This window comes from Paenibacillus sp. N22P23, from assembly GCF_059383735.1.
Window position 1 is genome coordinate 318745 of the sequence record NZ_JBXENT010000002.1, and the last position, 18054, is coordinate 336798.

Consider the following 18054-nt stretch of genomic DNA (forward strand, 5'->3'; position numbering starts at 1 on the left):
AATACCATGTTCGATACCACTCTCGCACGATGGAATTGACAAAAAAAGGAGAAGCAACGTCGTAACGTCACTTCCCTATATTCTGATCTATTAGTCGTCACTATGCTCTTTCTCAAGAAACTCATAAAATTCTGCCACATGGTCAAACACGCCATCCGGTAAACTATCATAAACCGAGCTTTGGTACGTAGATAACCAACGCACTGCGTATGTACGAAGCCCCGCAGCCTTACCTGCGAGTATGTCTGCATTGCTGTCTCCAACAAATACAGCACTCGATTTATCTATACCCAATATGTGCAGCGCTTTATGAATACCCTCGGGGTCCGGTTTCGCTTTGTCGACGTCATCACCGGTAATCGCGATGTCAAAAAATTGTTGTAATTGTAAAGCCTCGGATGAGATCACAAACGCACGTCTGCTTTTTCCGGTAATGACGCCGATTTTCACACCTTGCTCCTTCAGAAAATGAAGTAAATCCACCAGCTTCTGCTCATTAGGGAAATTATGATAATGCCCTTTCTCATATAACGAGTAGTAATCCTCTATAGCCTGTAAAACTGAAGCTTTGTCGGTGAAGTTCTCACCTATTATGCCTTCCTCTGTCGGACCAAACATGGCAATAAGTTGATCGTTGGTAACCTCTCTATGATCGTATTGTTTAAACACTGCTTTAAAGGCACTAAACGATAATGGTAGTGTATCGGCGAGCGTTCCATCAAAATCAAATAATACAGCCTTAATTGACATACCAAGACCCCTCCTTGTGTACAACAGGAAATCATAACCATTGTATCAGATTCAACACACGCTGAAAAAACAAAAAACCCGTAATTCCTCATCTTACAAGGAATTACGGGTTTTTCTTGGGATGCGGTCGGAGGGATTTGAACCCTCACGCCTTGTGAGCGCCACCCCCTCAAGATGGTGTGTCTGCCGTTCCACCACGACCGCGAAGTGATATGTGAATTGCCATATCGAATGAGGTAAAAGTGAGCCATGTAGGACTCGAACCTACGACACCCTGATTAAAAGTCAGGTGCTCTACCAACTGAGCTAATGGCTCTTAAATGGTGACCCGTAGGGGACTCGAACCCCTGTTACCTCCGTGAAAGGGAGGTGTCTTAACCACTTGACCAACGGGCCTTATTTTCGTCGTTTTTCGACATGCTTTTCAAACGACAAGTGTTATTATATCTAAACCAAACGGCAATAGCAAGCATTATTTTTCATTTTATTTCTTGAAGCCCTGCGCATCGATACGTTCCCCTAAAACCCTACAAATCATTCCGCATCATGCGTACTGCAGCCCGCATTCTGTAACGAGCAAATTGCGGGATGGGAAGTGCGGCATTGGGGGTGAGTAAAGCGGTAAGGAGTTACGGAAAATTCTAACGAACCGTAGAACGCTTATTCGCTACCAAAATAGCTCTGAAAAAATTCTAACGAACTGTAGAGCCTCTATTTGACGGTTTGTATGTATAATGAAGCCGTTTTTGCCATAATAACGCCTGTACGGTTCGTAACGTTCTCGGAAGAGGTGAATCTGGCCAAATAAAGCCCGTACGGTTCGTTAGAATTTCGAATCACATGATACATGAAGTAAAGTATCAAGTTTCAAGTTCACCTACTAACTATTCCATATTAGCTTGTTTTTCTTTCGCACATCTGAGTACACTAGTACTAATAAAGGAGGAGAAACAAATTGACCACCACTACTGCGAATATGGAAATAGGAATTAGCACTTTCTTAGAAGCAACAAATGATCTTACAACAGGTAAAGCCGTTAACCATGCGGAGAGATTGCGGCATGCGGTTGAAGAAATCGTTCTCGCCGATCAGGTTGGACTCGATGTCTATGGGGTCGGGGAGCATCACCGCTCAGATTACGCCGGCTCCGCGCCTGCTATTGTGCTTGCTGCTGCAGCAGCAATGACCAAACGCATCCGACTCACAAGTGCGGTGACGGTTCTTTCCTCGGATGATCCGGTCCGTGTCTATCAATCATTCTCAACCCTCGACGGCATTTCGAACGGGCGTGCTGAGATTATGGCCGGCCGAGGTTCGTTTATCGAATCATTCCCGCTCTTCGGTTATGACTTACATGATTATGATGAATTATTTGAAGAGAAGCTTGAGCTGCTGCTCGCGATTCGCGCCTCAGAGAAAGTAAGCTGGCGCGGCGGCCATCGCCCGGCCTTCCAAAACCTTGGCGTCTACCCTCGCTCCGTTCAGGAACCACTCCCGGTTTGGATCGCAAGCGGCGGCAATCCGGAATCCGCAGTGAGGGCCGGTATGCTCGGACTGCCAATTGCGTTCGCTATCATCGGCGGCATGCCCGAGAGCTTCGCTCCATTAGTCAAGCTCTATAAAGAAGCGGCAGTTCGCGCAGGTCATGATCCGGCTACTTTGCAAATCGCGACACATTCACACGGCTTCGTCAGCGATACGACGGAACAAGCTGCTAATGCCTTCTTCCTCCCAACCCAAGCCCAGATGAACGTCATCGGGCGCGAGCGGGGCTGGACCCAGCCTTACAGCCGTGCCACTTTCGATGCAGCACGCAGCCTTCGCGGCGCTCTCTACGTAGGCGATCCCGAATATGTCGCAGAGAAAATCATACTGCTGCGTAAGAACTTAGGCGTGACACGTTTCTTCCTTCATTTGAACGTTGGCACGATGCCTCATATTGAAATGCTTCGCGCCATCGAGCTGCTTGGCACCAAAGTAGCACCAATCGTGCGCAAGGAGCTTGCTCGTTTGGAAGCAAAAGAATAACTAAAATGAGCGTGCCTATTCTCGCAATGACTTCTTTGAGAATGGGCACGCTCTCTATTCTTCACCAATAGGTTGTAATGCAACCTCACCATCAACAATGAATTGCACATGATAGATTTCTTTGACTGCATTTAGATTCAAAGCTCCATATAGATGCGGGAATAGTTGATTCATTTCATATAAGTCTTCATATATAAGTTCAGCCTCTACTGCCTTCTCGTCGATCTCAAGTAAGAGTAAATCTTGTTCATCTTTAAACAACATATTGGCGAGCAGATTGATTTGATCCTTCGTGCAACAATGTATGAAACCATCAGCAGCGATACTTTCCGGTGCATATTTGTGTAACTCTATTGCTGCAATCCACTCATGCCTTGGTATAAAATGATAAATCATCCCGAACTCTCCTTATTCTCAATTACCGTCTAAACAGAAGAAAAACCCTTGAATATTCAAGAGTTTTTCTAGGGAATGCGGTCGGAGGGATTTGAACCCTCACGCCTTGTGAGCGCCACCCCCTCAAGATGGTGTGTCTGCCGTTCCACCACGACCGCGAAGTGATATGTGATTGTCCATATCGAGAATGAAAATGGTGACCCGTAGGGGACTCGAACCCCTGTTACCTCCGTGAAAGGGAGGTGTCTTAACCACTTGACCAACGGGCCTTTTGTTGCAAGCTCCCTCTCGCTGCTAACGAGATTGGAGAATTGAATGTCCACTAAATAAGTGCGTTCCATTCAGAAAAAATGGCGGAGAGAGAGGGATTCGAACCCTCGCACCACTTACGCAGTCTAACCCCTTAGCAGAGGGTCCCCTTGAGCCACTTGGGTATCTCTCCAAAAGTAATGGCTCCCCGAACAGGACTCGAACCTGTGACAACTCGATTAACAGTCGAGTGCTCTACCAACTGAGCTATCAGGGAATAGTAATGAGTGACAAGAAATAATGTATCATGTCTGAGAATTGAAGTCAAGCCTATAAAGCAACAAAATCCCCCGGCATTTTCCGCAAGCATATCGGCGCGGATCGGTCTTTCTTTTGCGCAAATATTCGGTCCCGCAGCTGCGACAAACGAGCTTAAATCGATAGGGTTCCTGCTTGCGCTTCACCCCTTCCGGCAGAGATTTGCAGAATCGCGTCCCGCCCACTCTAGCGAGCAGCTGCTTGAAATCCGCATCTCGATGCTGGTATCCCCGCTTCAAAATATGCAAATGATAATGGCATAGCTCATGCTTGATAATCTTCTCGGTTTCCTCTTCACCATAATTGGTCAGTTGATGAGGGCTGATCTCGATATTGTGCGTCTTCGTAAAATAGCGTCCTCCAGTAGACTTCAGTCTTCCGTTGAAGGTCGCTTGGTGCCGAAACGGAATCCCGAAATATTGCAAGGACACCCGTTCCACCCATTCCTGTAGCAAATTATCCTGCATCCGATGTACTCCCTTGAATTTGTAACCGCATAATACTTGAATTTTAAAGGACGAATACGCTACACTGTCAAGTAGTAAATGATGATTGGTTTGAGGAGACCTTTGGTCGACACAGCATTCATCCATCTAGGGGGAGACGCGATCATGCCAGAAATGCGTTATATCATTATGAAAAACGGACAAGACCTATCGTTCGTAGAAATGCCTGCCTCACATGCTTATCAATTAAGCGCGCTTAATTTGCGCCTGCATAAAGAAATCGACAAGCTAACCGCTTCCGAAGTGCCGGTACTGCCTTATGCCATTGCAGAATGCGCAGATTTAGAGCTTCATGACAAATCGATTGTGATCCACTCCGGGCTCGATTACATGAATCAATTGGAGAAAGAATTCTCGTCCGTTCAAGAGAAAACCTATCCGCTCATCTCGCTGCTCACTGAAATTCGCGCTTTGCAAGCACAATTAGAGCAGTGGTACGAGGAAGAGCTCGACATTTAAGCTTCCGCTTCGCCTGTTTTTGCAAAATCTTGAACATTCGCGCTAGTTGGACCTGCACGGACATTCGCCCACTTCCATACACTTATTAGTACAACAAGTGATGGCTGAAAGGAGGGCGAAGCTATGCCGCAATGGCTGTGCAATCAACTAATGCGCGCTTTTCTGAAGAAAGACCAAAGGCAAATTCGTCTATTGAACGATTGCTGGTATTTCTACCGTACGAGTCAACGGCCTGATGAGGACTCTGCAAGCTTGTAAAAGGTTTGTAGAAAAAGGGTGCTATCTCTTTGCAGTGACGCTTATTGTCGTGACTGCTCGTAGATAACACCCTTTTTGCCGTGACGTGCATTGGTGTGACGATTAATCCGGTTTGCGCATCGTCAAGCTGACTCTGCCCTTCTTAAGGTCGGCGCTAAGCACCCAAACCGTAACGGTATCCCCGACGGATACAACATCCATCGGATGTTTCACGAATTTATTGCTCAACTGCGAAATATGGACGAGTCCGTCATTCTTGATGCCGATATCGACGAACGCGCCGAAATCGATGACGTTGCGTACCGTGCCGTGAAGCTCCATCCCCGGCGTCAAATCCTCGATGCTGAGTACATCCGTATGGAAAATCGGGGCCGGCAGTTCTTCACGCGGATCTCTGCCAGGACGCAATAAGCTGTCCACGATATCTCTCAGCGTCGGAACGCCGACACCTAGCTTCTGTGCAATTTCTTCCGTTTGAATGGCGGAGATGGCCTCTTTAAACGCTTCTGTACCTAAGGCATTCAGCTTCAAGCCAATCGTCGCACAGAGTTTGTCTACGACGGCATAAGATTCCGGATGGATCGGCGTACGATCCAGCGGGTTAGGGCTCTCCGGTATACGGATGAAGCCAATGCACTGCTCGTAAGTTTTGGCACCAAGTCTTGGCACGCTCTGCAGCGTCTTGCGATCGCTGAACTTGCCTTTCTCCTCGCGATATTTCACGATATTCTTCGCCGTCGTTGCATTGATCCCAGCAACGTAGGACAGCAGCGAAGGAGACGCCGTATTAACATCGACACCGACATGGTTAACCGCAGACTCCACGACGCCGCCAAGCGTCTCTTCCAAGCGCTTCTGGCTGACATCATGCTGATACTGACCGACACCGATCGCTTTGGGCTCAATCTTCACGAGCTCAGCAAGAGGGTCCTGTAGACGACGCGCAATCGAAACGGCGCTGCGCTCGGCAACGTCCAGCTTCGGAAATTCCTCTGCGGCAAGCTTGGATGCGGAGTAGACACTCGCTCCCGCTTCATTGACGATAATATATTTAAGTGCATCTGCGCCAGCTAACTTCGCTTTCTTGCGTTTGCCGATTAGCTCCGCGATAAACTGTTCGGTTTCGCGTGAAGCCGTTCCGTTGCCGATTACAATGAGCTCTACACGGTATTGGTCGATTAAGCCGCCAATCAGCTTCTCGGCCTCGGCTACTTTATTGTGAGGCGCCGTCGGGTAGGACACGGCTACTTCCAGCAGTTTGCCCGTTTCATCGATGACAGCGAGCTTACAGCCTGTCCGGAAAGCCGGGTCTACGCCGAGCACCACATTGCCGCGCACCGGCGGCTGGAGCAGCAGATTGCGCAGGTTCGTCGAGAAGATGCTGATGGCATGCTCTTCCGCCTTCTCTGTCAACTCGCCGCGCACCTCGCGCTCGATCGATGGCGCGATCAGCCTCTTATAAGCATCCTCTATCGTTTGCAGCAAGATGGTACGGATAGCAGGCGCTGTCTGAGGACGAATCGTTTGGCGGTCCATATAGTCATGGACTTTATCCGTCTGCAAATCTAACGTGACACGAAGCACTTCTTCACGTTCCGCGCGGTTGATGGCAAGTGTGCGATGCGGCGGCAGCTTCTTGAGCGGCTCTTGGTAGGCGTAATACATCTCGTATACCGTCTCCTGCTTCGCATCCTTTGCTTCTGTGCGCATGATACCTTGATCAAACGTGTAACGGCGAACCCAGGCACGAATTTTGGCATCATCAGCAAGCTGCTCGGCAATTATGTCCATTGCGCCTTGAAGCGCGTCTTCGGCTGTCGGAACGCCTTTGCCTTCGTCTATGTAACGTGCAGCCTCACGCGCTGGATCAGCTTGACGAGGCTGTGACAGCAGCCATTGCGCCAGTGGCTCCAACCCGCGTTCTTTCGCTACGCTCGCACGGGTTTTCCTCTTCTGGCGATACGGGCGGTACAGATCCTCGATTTCCTGAAGCTTCACAGATGCGATAATGGAACTGCGAAGCTCTTCCGTCAGCTTGCCCTGTTCGTCAATCAGACGGATGACCTCACGCTTGCGGCTCTCGAGGTTACGCATGTACTGCAGTTTCTCTTCAATGCCCCGCAGCTCATTCTCATCCAGCTCGCCCGTCATTTCCTTCCGATATCTCGCGATAAAAGGAATCGTATTTCCTTCATCTAGCAGCGATACCGCTGATTTTACCTTGCCAAGCGGCAAGTTTAGCTCTGCGGAGACACGTTTAACGATACGCTCCTGTTCAGCTGCTTTCTCTTCAGGCGACAGCTCGATCTTGCCGGAGGCACTTCCCTCGAATTCTTCATCCTTCAACTTCTGTTTCGTTTCAGCCACGCTTCAATTCCTCCATCAGATTAACGGAATAGAACCCTTAAGGCCAGCTGTTTAAGCCGGCACAAAAGGGTTGTTTGCCATTTCATAGCCGATTGTCGTCTGCGGACCATGTCCGGGATATACCCGAACCGCAGGATCCAGCTTATATAATTTCAAACGGATCGAATCGTACAAATCGCGTTCCTTACCGCCTGGCAAGTCACTGCGACCGACGGATTGCCGGAACAGAACATCGCCGCTGATCAGATGCTCGCCGCACAGTAAGCTAACACTGCCCGGCGAATGTCCCGGCGTGTGCAGAATGCTGAAGGTATGACCAATCAGCACCAGCTTCTGCCCTTCCGACAGCGCAAATTCTGCAGGCTCTGTCGTCAGCGGCTCTGTTACATCAGCCCAGCGGGCAGAGCCGTTCTTGCGTGCATCCGTCAGCCAGTCCGATTCTTCATCATGAAGATAAACCGGACAACTGAAGGCACGGCGCAACTCGTCGACGCCGGCCATATGGTCAAAATGCGCATGCGTCAGAACAATTGCTTCAATAATAAGCCCGCGCTCGCGAATCCGCTCAATGAGTCGCTTCGGTCCCATGCCGGGATCGATGACGAATGCGCGCTTTCCTGTTTCCTCGGTGAGAAGGTAGCAGTTCGTTTGCAGAGGACCCAGTGTAAATGTCTCAATCTTGAACATATTAGACCGATGCTAGCAACGTGCGCAGCTCTTTAATGATATCTTGCTGATAGCCCGTACCTTCACCGTATCGGCGGCCCATTTCTTGACGTGCGATGGCGATTTTCTCTTGGTAATCGGCGGCTTCACGGTCCGGGTTCGCCAGCTTGAATGCTGTCATCGGCTCCTGCACATAGGCAGAACGCGGGCCCCATTGGCCAAGTACATGACCGCCTGTGTCTGCAAGGATTACGATCGGAATCGCCCTTCCGCCCATTGTCAGAAATTCATCCATTGTTTCCATATGCTCTTCAATAACAAGGACGTCAATAGGCATGCCTGTCAGTTCCATCGCTTTGAAAATAACCGGTACATTGCGAACAACGTCGCCGCACCACTCGGCCATTAGAATCAAACAGCGCAGATCATCGCGGTTGTTGATCGATTCGAAAAACTCACGATCGTCCTCGCTAAACCATTCAAATCGTCTTCCCCAATCTTGAAACGCTTCTTTATTTTTCTGCATGGAATCTAAAAATTGCTGAGGGCTAATGCCTTTATTCAACTTGTTCGCTACGTTCTTGGCCATGTGAATTTGCCTCCTCTTGGGATCTTATTCCTAAACTATATTGTATCAAATGTTTCTGCCTGCGCACAAACAGTCTCGTCCTAAATGGACTTCCCTTTACGTTTCATCACTTTAAACAGCACATACACGATCAGCAGCGCAAGCGCGATGAGGATCGCAGGCTGTACGTACGGTGCCGCTTTATCGTCGATATTATGCCAGTTCGCACCCAGCGAGCGGCCTAAGTAAACGAACAGAATGGACCACGGAATCGAAGCCAGTGCAGTGAGTACCGTAAACCTCAAGAAGGACATCCGTGCCATCCCGGCAGGAATGGAAATAACCTGACGCATAACCGGGACAAACCTTGCGGTAAATACGATGCCTGACCCGTAGCGCAGAAACCACCGTTCGGCGATGTCGAGATGCTTCGGTTTGATTTTGATAAATTTGCCGTACTTCTCAAAGAATGGCCGGCCCGCATAGCGACCGATTGCGTAGAGAATCCATTGCTGCGCTACCGCGCCTATCGTACCAAATATGACCGCACCTAGAAACGAAATCTTACCTTCATGCACCAGATAACCGGCATAACCAAGAACAATTTCACTCGGGATAACTTCGATCATAAGGCCGATAACAATTCCAAAATACCCTAAACCTTCTATCCATTGCAGCAATGTATCCACTAATTCATGAAACCAGGCCACTCCGTCAACTCCTATCATTCTCTATATTGAGGACTCTTTTCTTCGATTTCCAGCCAGAAACGAAACCTCTCTTACGATATTCTAGCATACTTCCATCCCCCTCCTCCACCGCAGGCATTCATGGCCAAGCCTCCGCATAGACTAGCTGTAACTTTTGTAGGAAAGCTGGGTGAGCAAATATGTCGAAAGTTTTTGTCGTCAGCAGAAAGCAGCTCTGGTTATTCACCCTACTGGTTCTCATCATCGTGATTGCAGCCGCGAGTTTGAGATGGAACCAATCCAAAGCGGCGAGCGCTTTGCAGCAGGAGTCGCGCGTCTATCAACTTGTAACCGGTGAGTTCAAAACCAAAACCGATGACGGAAAAGAGCTGGAGGTGTACCGCTTCGATCCCGGCACCCTCGTCGTGAATAAAGGTGAGCATGTCGAGCTGCGCATCACGGGCATAAACGGGAAATCGCATCCTTTTGTCATCCAAGAGCTTGGCATTAAAGGAGAAGTGAATAAGGGGCAAACGACGGTGGTGCGCTTCACTGCCGAACAGCGAGGAACATACCCGATTGTATGTCTAACGCATACCTCGCTTGCAAACGGCGGGCCGATGGTAGGGTATATCGTGGTGCAGTAGGGCTGTGACCAGTATGTGCGCTTGTGCATATATAGGGGGTAGAGAGGAGTCGGTTACGATGAAACCTTCCACCCAAAAGCACACCTCGGAGTATCCTTCTGCACGCAAAATCAGACGCGCTTGCGAGAACGAGCTTTACCGCACCGTGAAACGGCTTGGCGTGTACATTCCTAAGGAGAAAATGGAGCTCGCCGAGAAGCTCTACGTCCAAAAGGTTTATCTCAATTTGCCATGGATTCATGAGCATGCCAGCAACCGGAAGCTGCTGTCCGACTGGTTTGACGAGAACGTCAGCGCCGATATTGCCCTGTTATGGGAAGTGGATCAGCCAAAGCTATGTACGGCTTTCCGCGATGCCTTCGGCGGATGATGATTGCCTCACTCACTTCTCGCACCGCAGCAGCACGCCCTGAAACCTAAACAGCAGCACAGCTCTCTCTGAGGAGCCGTGCTGCTGTTGTCGTTATTGAGCGTTTTGCGCGTGATAAGATGCTGCTTAGCCAATGATTGCATAGGTTTGGACACCGGACGGAATGGTACGTGTACGAAACAGAACGCCGTTCGCATTAAAGGTACGGATCGTGTAAGTAACGTTCGTCAATGTGCCAATGTTGTTAAACCGAACTACGCCGAACGAGTCAAAGGAAGCCGTTGCGACGACTTGGTTGTTGCGGAACAAACGAGCGAAGAAGCCGGTTGTAAGGAATGGAACACCGTTTTGAGCTACCCAAACCACGGTTAGTCGGCTGAAAGTCGGGCCTGTGGTAGTCGTTTCATTTAATGTTTTGGGCACAGATGTACGGATGACTTTACCGGAGCTTGGCAAATAATATTTGGGTCTTACGCGTGATAATGCCATAAGCATCACTCCTTTCGGGGGTTGCTTACAGCTTATGCCGCGCCTGTATAGGAAGAGTGGACAATCCTCACGGGCGATGCGCCTGTTTTGACACTGACGATGAACTAACCCCAGGTCCGCTCTTGATTAATCTGCATCTTCTCCTTGAAGGCTTGCTCCAGATCGATCCCCAGCATGTTAGCCAGATCGAATATATTCCAAACCACATCATACATCTCATGGCCCAGGTTCTCTTTACGCTCCGCATCCGGATGGAACGAGACCGACAGCACCTCTTTGGCCAGCTCGCCGACTTCGGTCATCAAGTACAACATCCTCTGCTCAATGGAGCTCTGGTCGAACCCTTTGAGCGCGCTCCATTCTTTCACGTACTGCTGAAATTCGGCCGTATTCATTATCGTTCCTATCCTTTCTACATGTAGAATTGTGCAACATGTAACAGCGCAAATCGAAAAAGCTTGCTTAGCTCTCCACTGGTCCGAGCTGCTTGAGCAGCAGGCGGCTTTGATCCGCCGCTGTCTGAGACTCTGCCGTGACGGCAAATTTGCGGCCGTTCACGCCGGGGTTGTCCTTCTGCGCCTCATAGGCTTCGAAGAAGGCAACGGCCGTTTGCGCGGCCAGCCTTGCATCGGCGAGGCGCGAAGCAGCTCGCATGCCATCCGCGAGCTGCGCCATCGTGACGACCGCGTCCGTCTGCTTGTCGCGGTCGTAACGATCATAGTGCAAGGCGAGGCGCCAATACGCCGCCGCGCCGTGCACATCGCTCCGCTCGGCCGCCAGCTCGCCGAGCGCCCACAAGAGCGGCACGGACTGCGGCTCATAGCGCAGTCCGGCCGCGAGCAGCACCGCCCGTTCCGGCGGCGGTGCCAGTGCTGCAAGCTCGAGTCGAATCCGCGTCCAATACGGATTGAGCTCGAGCGCCGCGCGAAGCGCGGCTGTTTGCGCAGCAGCACTGCGAGTTGCTGAAACAGCCGCCTCGCGGTGCTGCACGGCGCGGTCGAATCGCACGCCGAGCACGGCAGCGGCGATCAGACCTGCCGCTGACGCGACAAGCAGCGCGGTCCGCAGCACGCGTTGCGTCGGCGCTGCAACAATGGCGCGCCTGACTTCCGCTGTGCTCTCGTTTTCACCGGAGTAGTATACCACCCAGCTGAGCAGCAAGAGCCAATAATAGCCGAAGGACATATCAAAGTCCACCAACGCATGCAGCAGCAGTACACTAATAGGGAGAAGGCCGTTCGGATTCGATCGCCAAACTCGCCGGAGCAAGCCAAACATAACCGCGCCAAAAATCAACAGCCCGACAATGCCAAGGTCAAGCACAATTTCAATATAACCGCTATGTACTTCATTCCCCACATAAGGGGCCGATTGCACTTGTGTAAACAACATCCGCCACGCGTCACCGCCACGGCCGAAGAATGGCGCTTCCTTCATCAGCAGCCAGGCATCCTGATAAAATAACCCGCGTGCGCCAGCCGTTTGATACCCGCCGCTTAAGCGTCCTTGAATAACCGACGGAAGCAGCATGACCATACCAAGCAAGCCAGCAAACCAACAGCCCCAAGCTATGCGGCTAAGCAGCTGCACTCGTCCTCTTGCCAGCACCTGCCGCAAACCAATAAATCCGGCAAGCGCAGCCGCACAAATCAGAAGCAGAAGCACGGCCTCCTGTGTTGTCGCTCCATAATGCTCAATCAGAGCCTTATCGCCTGAGCCAGCTCCTGCTGTACCGCTTCGCAAGCCTGCATGAACGACAGCACGATACGCTGCTCCTCCGCCAATCAAAGCCCAGCCGCTATATATTAGCCATGCAATGCGCTCCTTGCTCTGCAGCAGCAGGAGTCCGCCTAGCCATACAACCGCAGTCACGAGCCAAGCCCCTCTTGATTCAGTCAGCAGTAAGACTAACACGACAGGCACTACTGCCGCAGCAGCCCCCATAAATGCGCCTACTGCTCTTGCTCTTATTAGCAACAACAAATCGAACATCAAATAGGCTCCTGCTACAGCACCTAGTAAATTCGGATACTGCATGAACCCGGACAATCGAGCTCCAACAGCGGACAGCCTTACATCGCCGGTAGTCATAATGATCTCGGGGAAAACGATCCATCCCATCCAACCCGAAATCGCACCTGCCAGCACAAAAGCACCGGAGCTCTGAATCGCCGCAGAAAGCCACATCCGACGATGCTGCCGCACCACCGTATCGGTGCCAGTACAGAACCAGCTGTACAATGAGATTGCAAAGGCCGCATAAGCCGTCCATCGCAAAGCCTGCTCGAGGCTGCCAAGCGTGGAAGCCGGTCGTTGGAACAACGCTATCCCGTATAACAGCGCAATCGTAAGCAGTCCATAGAACGCCAGGGGTATAACTTCCCTTAGCCGCCTCTCCTCTATCCGAGAATGAGCAGCTAAAGCCGCTCCTACTACGAATAAGCACACGACCATGATGATCCATTCCCACCGATAGAAGATCGTATCAAAGAACATCCCATACCGGTAACCCGAGCCCGCCAGTACAACAGCCACGACAAGCGCGGCTAATCCTGTCAGCCCACTTCGCATAACAACTTCCCCTTTTGCCCGAACCCCATCGTACTTCATGTGTTATTTTTCCAATTGTAACATATTTGTAGGTCGACTATAAAAAAGAAGGCGCTGCCGGATCACCTTCATCCGATCAAACGCCTTCTTATACTTGCAACGCGGAACTCGCGTTTATCTCCCCTTCTTAGCCGTTGCTTTCTCCTGCTTAAGCTTGAAATAGGCTTCAATTTGCTTGCGCAGCAAATACGCTCGAAGCGCCCGTTGCTGCTGCTCGTCCAAATCCAGAAAACGCGCACCGTAAAACTTCCATTCGCTGCTTTCTTCCTTGCGAATAATTTCAACCTTACAATCCAGCTTAAAGCCAAGTGATAAGCTCGCCATGAGTGTATCACCTTTCGCGAGTGTCGGGGGACTCATTAGGGAGAACCCCATGCCGGTATCGCTAATATTTCTTAGCGCTATATCGTAGGTGTCTGTAGCTTCAATGGTCATTTTTTCTCCCTTGGAGCTCTCAACCTCTTGCGAATACGTACGCGAAATCGTTCCCTTCTCCTCGATTTCAATACGCGGCGATTCCCGTTTCTCTTCAAGTCCCGCTAATGAGCGGGCTGGGAAAATAACAGCGATGGAGCCTTCCGCTTTCGCAATAATCGTCGATTGCAGCCGGTGGATGCCAACAGGTGAATAAACAGTCAAACTAACCGGGTCACCGAGCTCGAAGTTTTTGAACTCCGTCAATTCGATCTCCATCATTTCACCTTCTGCATGGGCGAGCACACCCGTGGAAACATAGCCTTCTTTCTCGACCATCGTTCGGCTGTGCAGCAGTGCTTTCATGGCAAAGGTAGGTTTACTTGATCCCATTCGTTCATTCATGCCTGACATTTACTATTCCCCCTTGACATATGTAGAAACGCTCCCGTAACCTTGGTACGGCGTAAAAACAGAAAAAGCGCTTCCTCATGCAATACTGGAGCCGCTTCATTAACCCCGAGCCAGCTCGGGTGTTCATTTCGGCAGTCAGGCTGTCATTCGTTCGCTTATTTGATGAAGAGCGGACGATTAGACCCTGTAACTTTGCGTCCTTACCTTTCGATAAGTTTGCCAGTATCGATGATATGCAGTTGTCAGCAGAATGCTAACCTATCTACAGTTCTTTCACGATCATTAGCTTATGTTGGTCTTTGAGGTCGATCTGATAGGCTGCAGCAGGCGCCGTTCCGTCAGGCTCTCGGATAATCCGAACCGTTGGACGATGAACCGCGAGTGGGTCGTTCATAGCAACGACGGCGACTTGCCCTGAACTGAGCAGTACCGTTGTTGAGACCGGATAGATAGAAATATGCTTACAGAAAATTTTGATTAACTCTAAATCAAAATAGGTGTTTCCTGCAGCAAACAAAAACTCGATCGCATCCGATGGTGTATATCGTTTTCGATGCGGCCTTGGAGAAGTCAGCGCATCATATACATCTGCAATAGCCACGATTTGCGCGTATTCATGAATGGCTTCCCGCTTAAGCTTGCGCGGATAGCCCGAACCATCATAGCGCTCGTGATGCTGCAGCGCGCAGTGGGCCGATAGCAAACTAATATCATGCTGCGCTCGTATGATGTTAAAACCTTCCTCGGTGTGCTTCTCCATGAGGATCCGCTCACTCGGCGTTAATGCAGTAGTCTTGGTTAGAATCTCTTTGGGCAGCCGTGTCATTCCGATATCGAACAACATCGCCCCCATGCCAAGCTCTTCAAGCTGCGTGCGGTTATAACCTCTGGCTAACCCCATTATGCCTGCCAGTATCGTGACATTCAAGGAATGGTGGAACAAATAGCTGTCCGCCACATGGATGCTGGTCAAACTGACCATAACATCCTCACGCCTAATGAGATCCTGCATAATATCGCCGAATACTTTACGGAAGGTACGGCCAAGCTCAGGGGCAATCGTTCTCCCTTTCGTAACCGGCTGATCCATAAGCGAATTCATAGTCTTGTAAATGGTATCCGATGCTGCTTTATGCGTGCTGTCTTGAATAGCCGTAGTTGGCTCTAAGCCCTCTGTCAGGGGATCATCAATGAAAAGCATGTCAATGCCTAAACTAGCCAATCTGTCGATAAATCGTTGATTTAACTCCACACCGGAGCCTAGCAATATGTTCCCATTCTCCTGCATAATAGGGCGAGCTAACTTTTCTCCCGGCTTAACGGAGTTGATGTGAACTTTTCTCATCGGTGTTTATTCCCGCCTTTACCGCTTGCTCACGGATTAAGCTTGTAACGCTGCCGGTTCGGACAACGGCATCTTACGGATATATTTCTCTGCGTACATCCGTTTGTCCGCAGCCTGCAACAACTGGCTAAGCTCCATACCGTTCTCTGGAAACGAAGCATGTCCAATCGATACGGATAAGCGTAATCCGGTTCGCAATGAAATACTAAAAAGCTGTTCATGAATTAGCTTTACGAATCGATCTATTCCTTTGTCATCTGCATAGGGACAAATAATGATAAACTCATCGCCGCCCCAGCGGCCGATAATTTCGCCGTAGTTCGCGCACTCCGTAAGGGTTCCTGCAATCAGCCACAGTGCATGATCACCTTGGCTGTGGCCCATACGGTCGTTGACTTCTTTGAAATCATTGACATCCAGCATCATGACCGTCATTTTCTTCCGTTGGCGTTTGGCCTTCGTCGCCAACTTCTTGAAATTCGTCTCGATGAACCTGCGATTATACAGTCCTGTTAAGCTGTCCAGTATGGAAGCTTCCTTCAAACGATCGTATTTGAGGCCAAGCAGATAACCGATAGGCAAGGCTGCCGCTGCGAAAGCAGCGGTACCGATGAGAGCAGCGAGCGGCGTAGGTGTCTTACTTGCAAGTAGGCTTAAACCCGCTGCAGCTAGTGTTGCTCCACATGATGCCACACATGCTGTAAGACGTCCGTTACGCGACATTCGCAGCCCTCCTTATAAATTAACTACCCGATTACGACCATTGTCTTTGGCCCTGTATAGGGCGGAATCTACCTTCGAGAACAAATCTTTGATATAACCTTTGACATCTTCAATCTGAAGATCGGACTGCTCTTCTACCACAAGCATTCCCATGCTAATTGTTACCGATACCGGAGAACGCCCGCGACCAATTGCAATCTCATTGTTCTGAACAACCTCACGGATTCGCTGTGCCAGCATTTCTGCCTGCTCTCTGTTCGTATGAGGCAAATAAATCGTAAACTCTTCGCCGCCGTAGCGTGCCAATATATCTGTTCTTCGAAGTGCTCCGCGAGCGGCATCTGCCGTTCTCCGTATCACTTCGTCACCGATCACATGACCATACGTATCGTTTACGAGCTTGAATAAATCGATATCAAACAGTAAGAGTGCAAATGGAATCTTGTAGCGGATGTTCGTCAGTACCTCGTGCTCCAACTGCTGCATCAGAAACCTGCGATTGAAACAGCCTGTTAGACTGTCTGTAATCGCCAGTTGTTCCAGCTTGCGATTCGCCTGAAACAGCTCGTCCTGCATATAGATTAGCGCACGGTTACGCTCTTGCACCGAAGAATACTGCTCCTGCGACTTGAAGATAAGAGACTTAAGCTCGGAAATATCTTGAAACGTAATCACTTTCCCGATCCTGCCTTCATTTACAATGATCGGACCAACATGCAGGGAGAAATACTGTTTGTGCGAGTTGTCGTGTTCAATCACAATTTCGGTTTGAATCCGCTGAGCAGGATTCATCCTGTACGTGTAGAGAAATTCATCTTCATTCACTTTGTCGATATTAAACCAAGAAAGCAGTTCCTCCATATTGAGAGGTTCACCGATAACGATTTGCAGGCGAGGACTGACGATCCGGTTCATCTCAATAACATTGTCATGCTCATCCAGCACGATAATGCCTACAGACAACGTATCCATCACATCCTGCTGCGCGATCTTGACCAAGTCTAACGAACGATGCTTCTTTAAGGAGAATACAAAATAAAGATCAGACAACACGATGCCAAGCGACGTAAGGCCAGGGATAACGGGCAGCCACGGATCAAGAATGACGTTGACCACCAAATCCATTAATGGAAATGCCATCATAATAAATATGCCTGTGAGTGCGTTCGCGATTCGTACCCGATCCTGTGACAGCTTGCGCGAGTGATACGCTTTCAGCAAGATGCGCACCGTGTAGACGTAATACGAAATCAGTAAGCCCACCATCGCCCAAAATATAGGACCATAGACCCTCTCGTCATAAGTACTATCTACCGTAGAAACGAAGCCTTCCCACGGATTCCATAACACGCCGATCGAAATGAGTACGGATGGAAGCAGCATATAAACGAGTGTTCGGCGACTCGGCCTGTAGCTGACGTTCACCAGAAATTTCGTAAACAGGAGCCACCCAAAGCCAAGCATCGATAAACCAACAAAGGAAATATTAATGTATATAATCTGGAGGTGTGGTTGATCCGTTGTGTGGACGCCGACTTGGCCGAGCGGCCAAATCATCATGAAGAAGTGAAATAATAGATACACCTTATGCTGTGTTGTGATTACATTGAATGCAAATACATAGATGAAAATGGTGAATAAAAAAAGAAATAGGCTTAAGTCCAGCCCTGTCATTAGTCCCATTCGCTTCACCCAAATCACAATCGAATTGTTAAACGTATAAAAGAACTGGGACAATCTTCTTAGAAGTAACTATATTCTATCATACTGTTTAATTATTCGACAAT

At 49.7% G+C, this 18054-nt stretch carries 19 protein-coding genes, 7 tRNA genes and 1 riboswitch; of the genes, 5 read left to right on the plus strand and 21 right to left on the minus strand.

Translation table 11 applies throughout. From position 1 onward, the window contains the following. Positions 1–90 precede the first annotated feature (90 nt). The 4 genes from AC506A_RS12175 to AC506A_RS12190 form a co-directional block, all read right to left on the minus strand. Entirely contained in the window at positions 91–750 is a 660-nt protein-coding gene (locus tag AC506A_RS12175; protein WP_495461267.1) for an HAD family hydrolase, read from the minus strand. A gap of 122 nt (positions 751–872) precedes the next feature. Next, positions 873–954: transfer RNA gene (locus AC506A_RS12180), tRNA-Leu, on the minus strand. Positions 955–993: 39 nt separating this feature from the next. After that, positions 994–1066: transfer RNA gene (locus tag AC506A_RS12185), tRNA-Lys, on the minus strand. Between the two features lie 5 nt (positions 1067–1071). Then, positions 1072–1146, minus strand: a tRNA-Glu gene (locus AC506A_RS12190). A gap of 580 nt (positions 1147–1726) precedes the next feature. On the opposite strand from AC506A_RS12190, the gene AC506A_RS12195 reads away from it, so the two are divergent. Further along, complete coding sequence (locus tag AC506A_RS12195) at positions 1727–2779, plus strand: LLM class flavin-dependent oxidoreductase (protein ID WP_495461889.1); 1053 nt, start codon at positions 1727–1729, stop codon at positions 2777–2779. Between the two features lie 54 nt (positions 2780–2833). Here the strand turns inward: AC506A_RS12195 and AC506A_RS12200 are convergent, their stop codons facing one another. From AC506A_RS12200 to AC506A_RS12225, 6 genes are all read right to left on the minus strand, one after another. Next, positions 2834–3175: a DUF952 domain-containing protein gene (locus AC506A_RS12200; protein ID WP_495461268.1), complete on the minus strand. Its 342-nt coding sequence runs from the start codon at positions 3173–3175 to the stop codon at positions 2834–2836. Positions 3176–3251: 76 nt separating this feature from the next. Then, positions 3252–3333: transfer RNA gene (locus AC506A_RS12205), tRNA-Leu, on the minus strand. Between the two features lie 36 nt (positions 3334–3369). After that, positions 3370–3444, minus strand: a tRNA-Glu gene (locus AC506A_RS12210). 82 nt (positions 3445–3526) lie between these two features. After that, a tRNA-Ser gene (locus AC506A_RS12215) sits at positions 3527–3617 on the minus strand. 8 nt (positions 3618–3625) lie between these two features. After that, positions 3626–3701 (minus strand) — tRNA-Asn (locus AC506A_RS12220). A 28-nt stretch (positions 3702–3729) separates the two neighbouring features. Beyond that, a complete protein-coding gene (locus AC506A_RS12225; protein ID WP_495461269.1) occupies positions 3730–4209 on the minus strand; it encodes a SprT family protein in 480 nt (159 codons plus the stop codon). A 144-nt stretch (positions 4210–4353) separates the two neighbouring features. On the opposite strand from AC506A_RS12225, the gene AC506A_RS12230 reads away from it, so the two are divergent. Together AC506A_RS12230 and cmpA are read left to right on the plus strand one after the other, a co-directional pair. Further along, entirely contained in the window at positions 4354–4707 is a 354-nt protein-coding gene (locus AC506A_RS12230; protein ID WP_495461270.1) for a hydrolase/acyltransferase, read from the plus strand. Between the two features lie 123 nt (positions 4708–4830). Further along, positions 4831–4965, plus strand: coding sequence for a cortex morphogenetic protein CmpA (gene cmpA, locus AC506A_RS12235; RefSeq protein WP_495461271.1), 135 nt, complete (start codon positions 4831–4833; stop codon positions 4963–4965). Positions 4966–5067: 102 nt separating this feature from the next. Here the strand turns inward: cmpA and AC506A_RS12240 are convergent, their stop codons facing one another. From AC506A_RS12240 to uptA, 4 genes are all read right to left on the minus strand, one after another. Further along, a complete protein-coding gene (locus AC506A_RS12240; RefSeq protein WP_495461890.1) occupies positions 5068–7272 on the minus strand; it encodes a Tex family protein in 2205 nt (734 codons plus the stop codon). A gap of 111 nt (positions 7273–7383) precedes the next feature. Beyond that, the gene (locus AC506A_RS12245; protein ID WP_495461272.1) at positions 7384–8019 is read right to left on the minus strand and encodes an MBL fold metallo-hydrolase; all 636 of its coding nucleotides are present in this window, start codon (positions 8017–8019) and stop codon (positions 7384–7386) included. A gap of 1 nt (position 8020) precedes the next feature. Next, entirely contained in the window at positions 8021–8587 is a 567-nt protein-coding gene (locus AC506A_RS12250; RefSeq protein ID WP_495461273.1) for a thioredoxin family protein, read from the minus strand. A gap of 80 nt (positions 8588–8667) precedes the next feature. After that, a complete protein-coding gene (gene uptA, locus AC506A_RS12255) occupies positions 8668–9294 on the minus strand; it encodes an undecaprenyl phosphate transporter UptA (RefSeq protein ID WP_495461274.1) in 627 nt (208 codons plus the stop codon). Positions 9295–9455: 161 nt separating this feature from the next. On the opposite strand from uptA, the gene AC506A_RS12260 reads away from it, so the two are divergent. Together AC506A_RS12260 and AC506A_RS12265 are read left to right on the plus strand one after the other, a co-directional pair. Further along, the gene (locus tag AC506A_RS12260) at positions 9456–9902 is read left to right on the plus strand and encodes a cupredoxin domain-containing protein (protein WP_495461275.1); all 447 of its coding nucleotides are present in this window, start codon (positions 9456–9458) and stop codon (positions 9900–9902) included. A gap of 58 nt (positions 9903–9960) precedes the next feature. After that, a complete protein-coding gene (locus tag AC506A_RS12265) occupies positions 9961–10272 on the plus strand; it encodes a dehydrogenase (protein WP_495461276.1) in 312 nt (103 codons plus the stop codon). A gap of 126 nt (positions 10273–10398) precedes the next feature. On the opposite strand, the gene AC506A_RS12270 is transcribed toward AC506A_RS12265, so the two are convergent. The 7 genes from AC506A_RS12270 to AC506A_RS12300 form a co-directional block, all read right to left on the minus strand. Further along, positions 10399–10761: a hypothetical protein gene (locus AC506A_RS12270; protein WP_495461277.1), complete on the minus strand. Its 363-nt coding sequence runs from the start codon at positions 10759–10761 to the stop codon at positions 10399–10401. 104 nt (positions 10762–10865) lie between these two features. Then, complete coding sequence (locus AC506A_RS12275) at positions 10866–11156, minus strand: MazG nucleotide pyrophosphohydrolase domain-containing protein (protein WP_495461278.1); 291 nt, start codon at positions 11154–11156, stop codon at positions 10866–10868. Between the two features lie 67 nt (positions 11157–11223). Further along, a complete protein-coding gene (locus AC506A_RS12280) occupies positions 11224–13332 on the minus strand; it encodes an O-antigen ligase family protein (protein ID WP_495461279.1) in 2109 nt (702 codons plus the stop codon). A gap of 153 nt (positions 13333–13485) precedes the next feature. Beyond that, a complete protein-coding gene (locus AC506A_RS12285) occupies positions 13486–14199 on the minus strand; it encodes a PilZ domain-containing protein (protein WP_495461280.1) in 714 nt (237 codons plus the stop codon). Between the two features lie 127 nt (positions 14200–14326). Next, positions 14327–14430: riboswitch (cyclic di-GMP riboswitch) on the minus strand. Positions 14431–14461: 31 nt separating this feature from the next. Further along, entirely contained in the window at positions 14462–15544 is a 1083-nt protein-coding gene (locus tag AC506A_RS12290; protein ID WP_495461281.1) for an HD-GYP domain-containing protein, read from the minus strand. Between the two features lie 36 nt (positions 15545–15580). Beyond that, complete coding sequence (locus tag AC506A_RS12295; protein ID WP_495461282.1) at positions 15581–16267, minus strand: GGDEF domain-containing protein; 687 nt, start codon at positions 16265–16267, stop codon at positions 15581–15583. A gap of 12 nt (positions 16268–16279) precedes the next feature. After that, on the minus strand, positions 16280–17950 hold the full coding sequence (locus AC506A_RS12300) for a histidine kinase N-terminal 7TM domain-containing diguanylate cyclase (protein ID WP_495461283.1): 1671 nt from the start codon (positions 17948–17950) through the stop codon (positions 16280–16282). Positions 17951–18054: the final 104 nt, after the last annotated feature.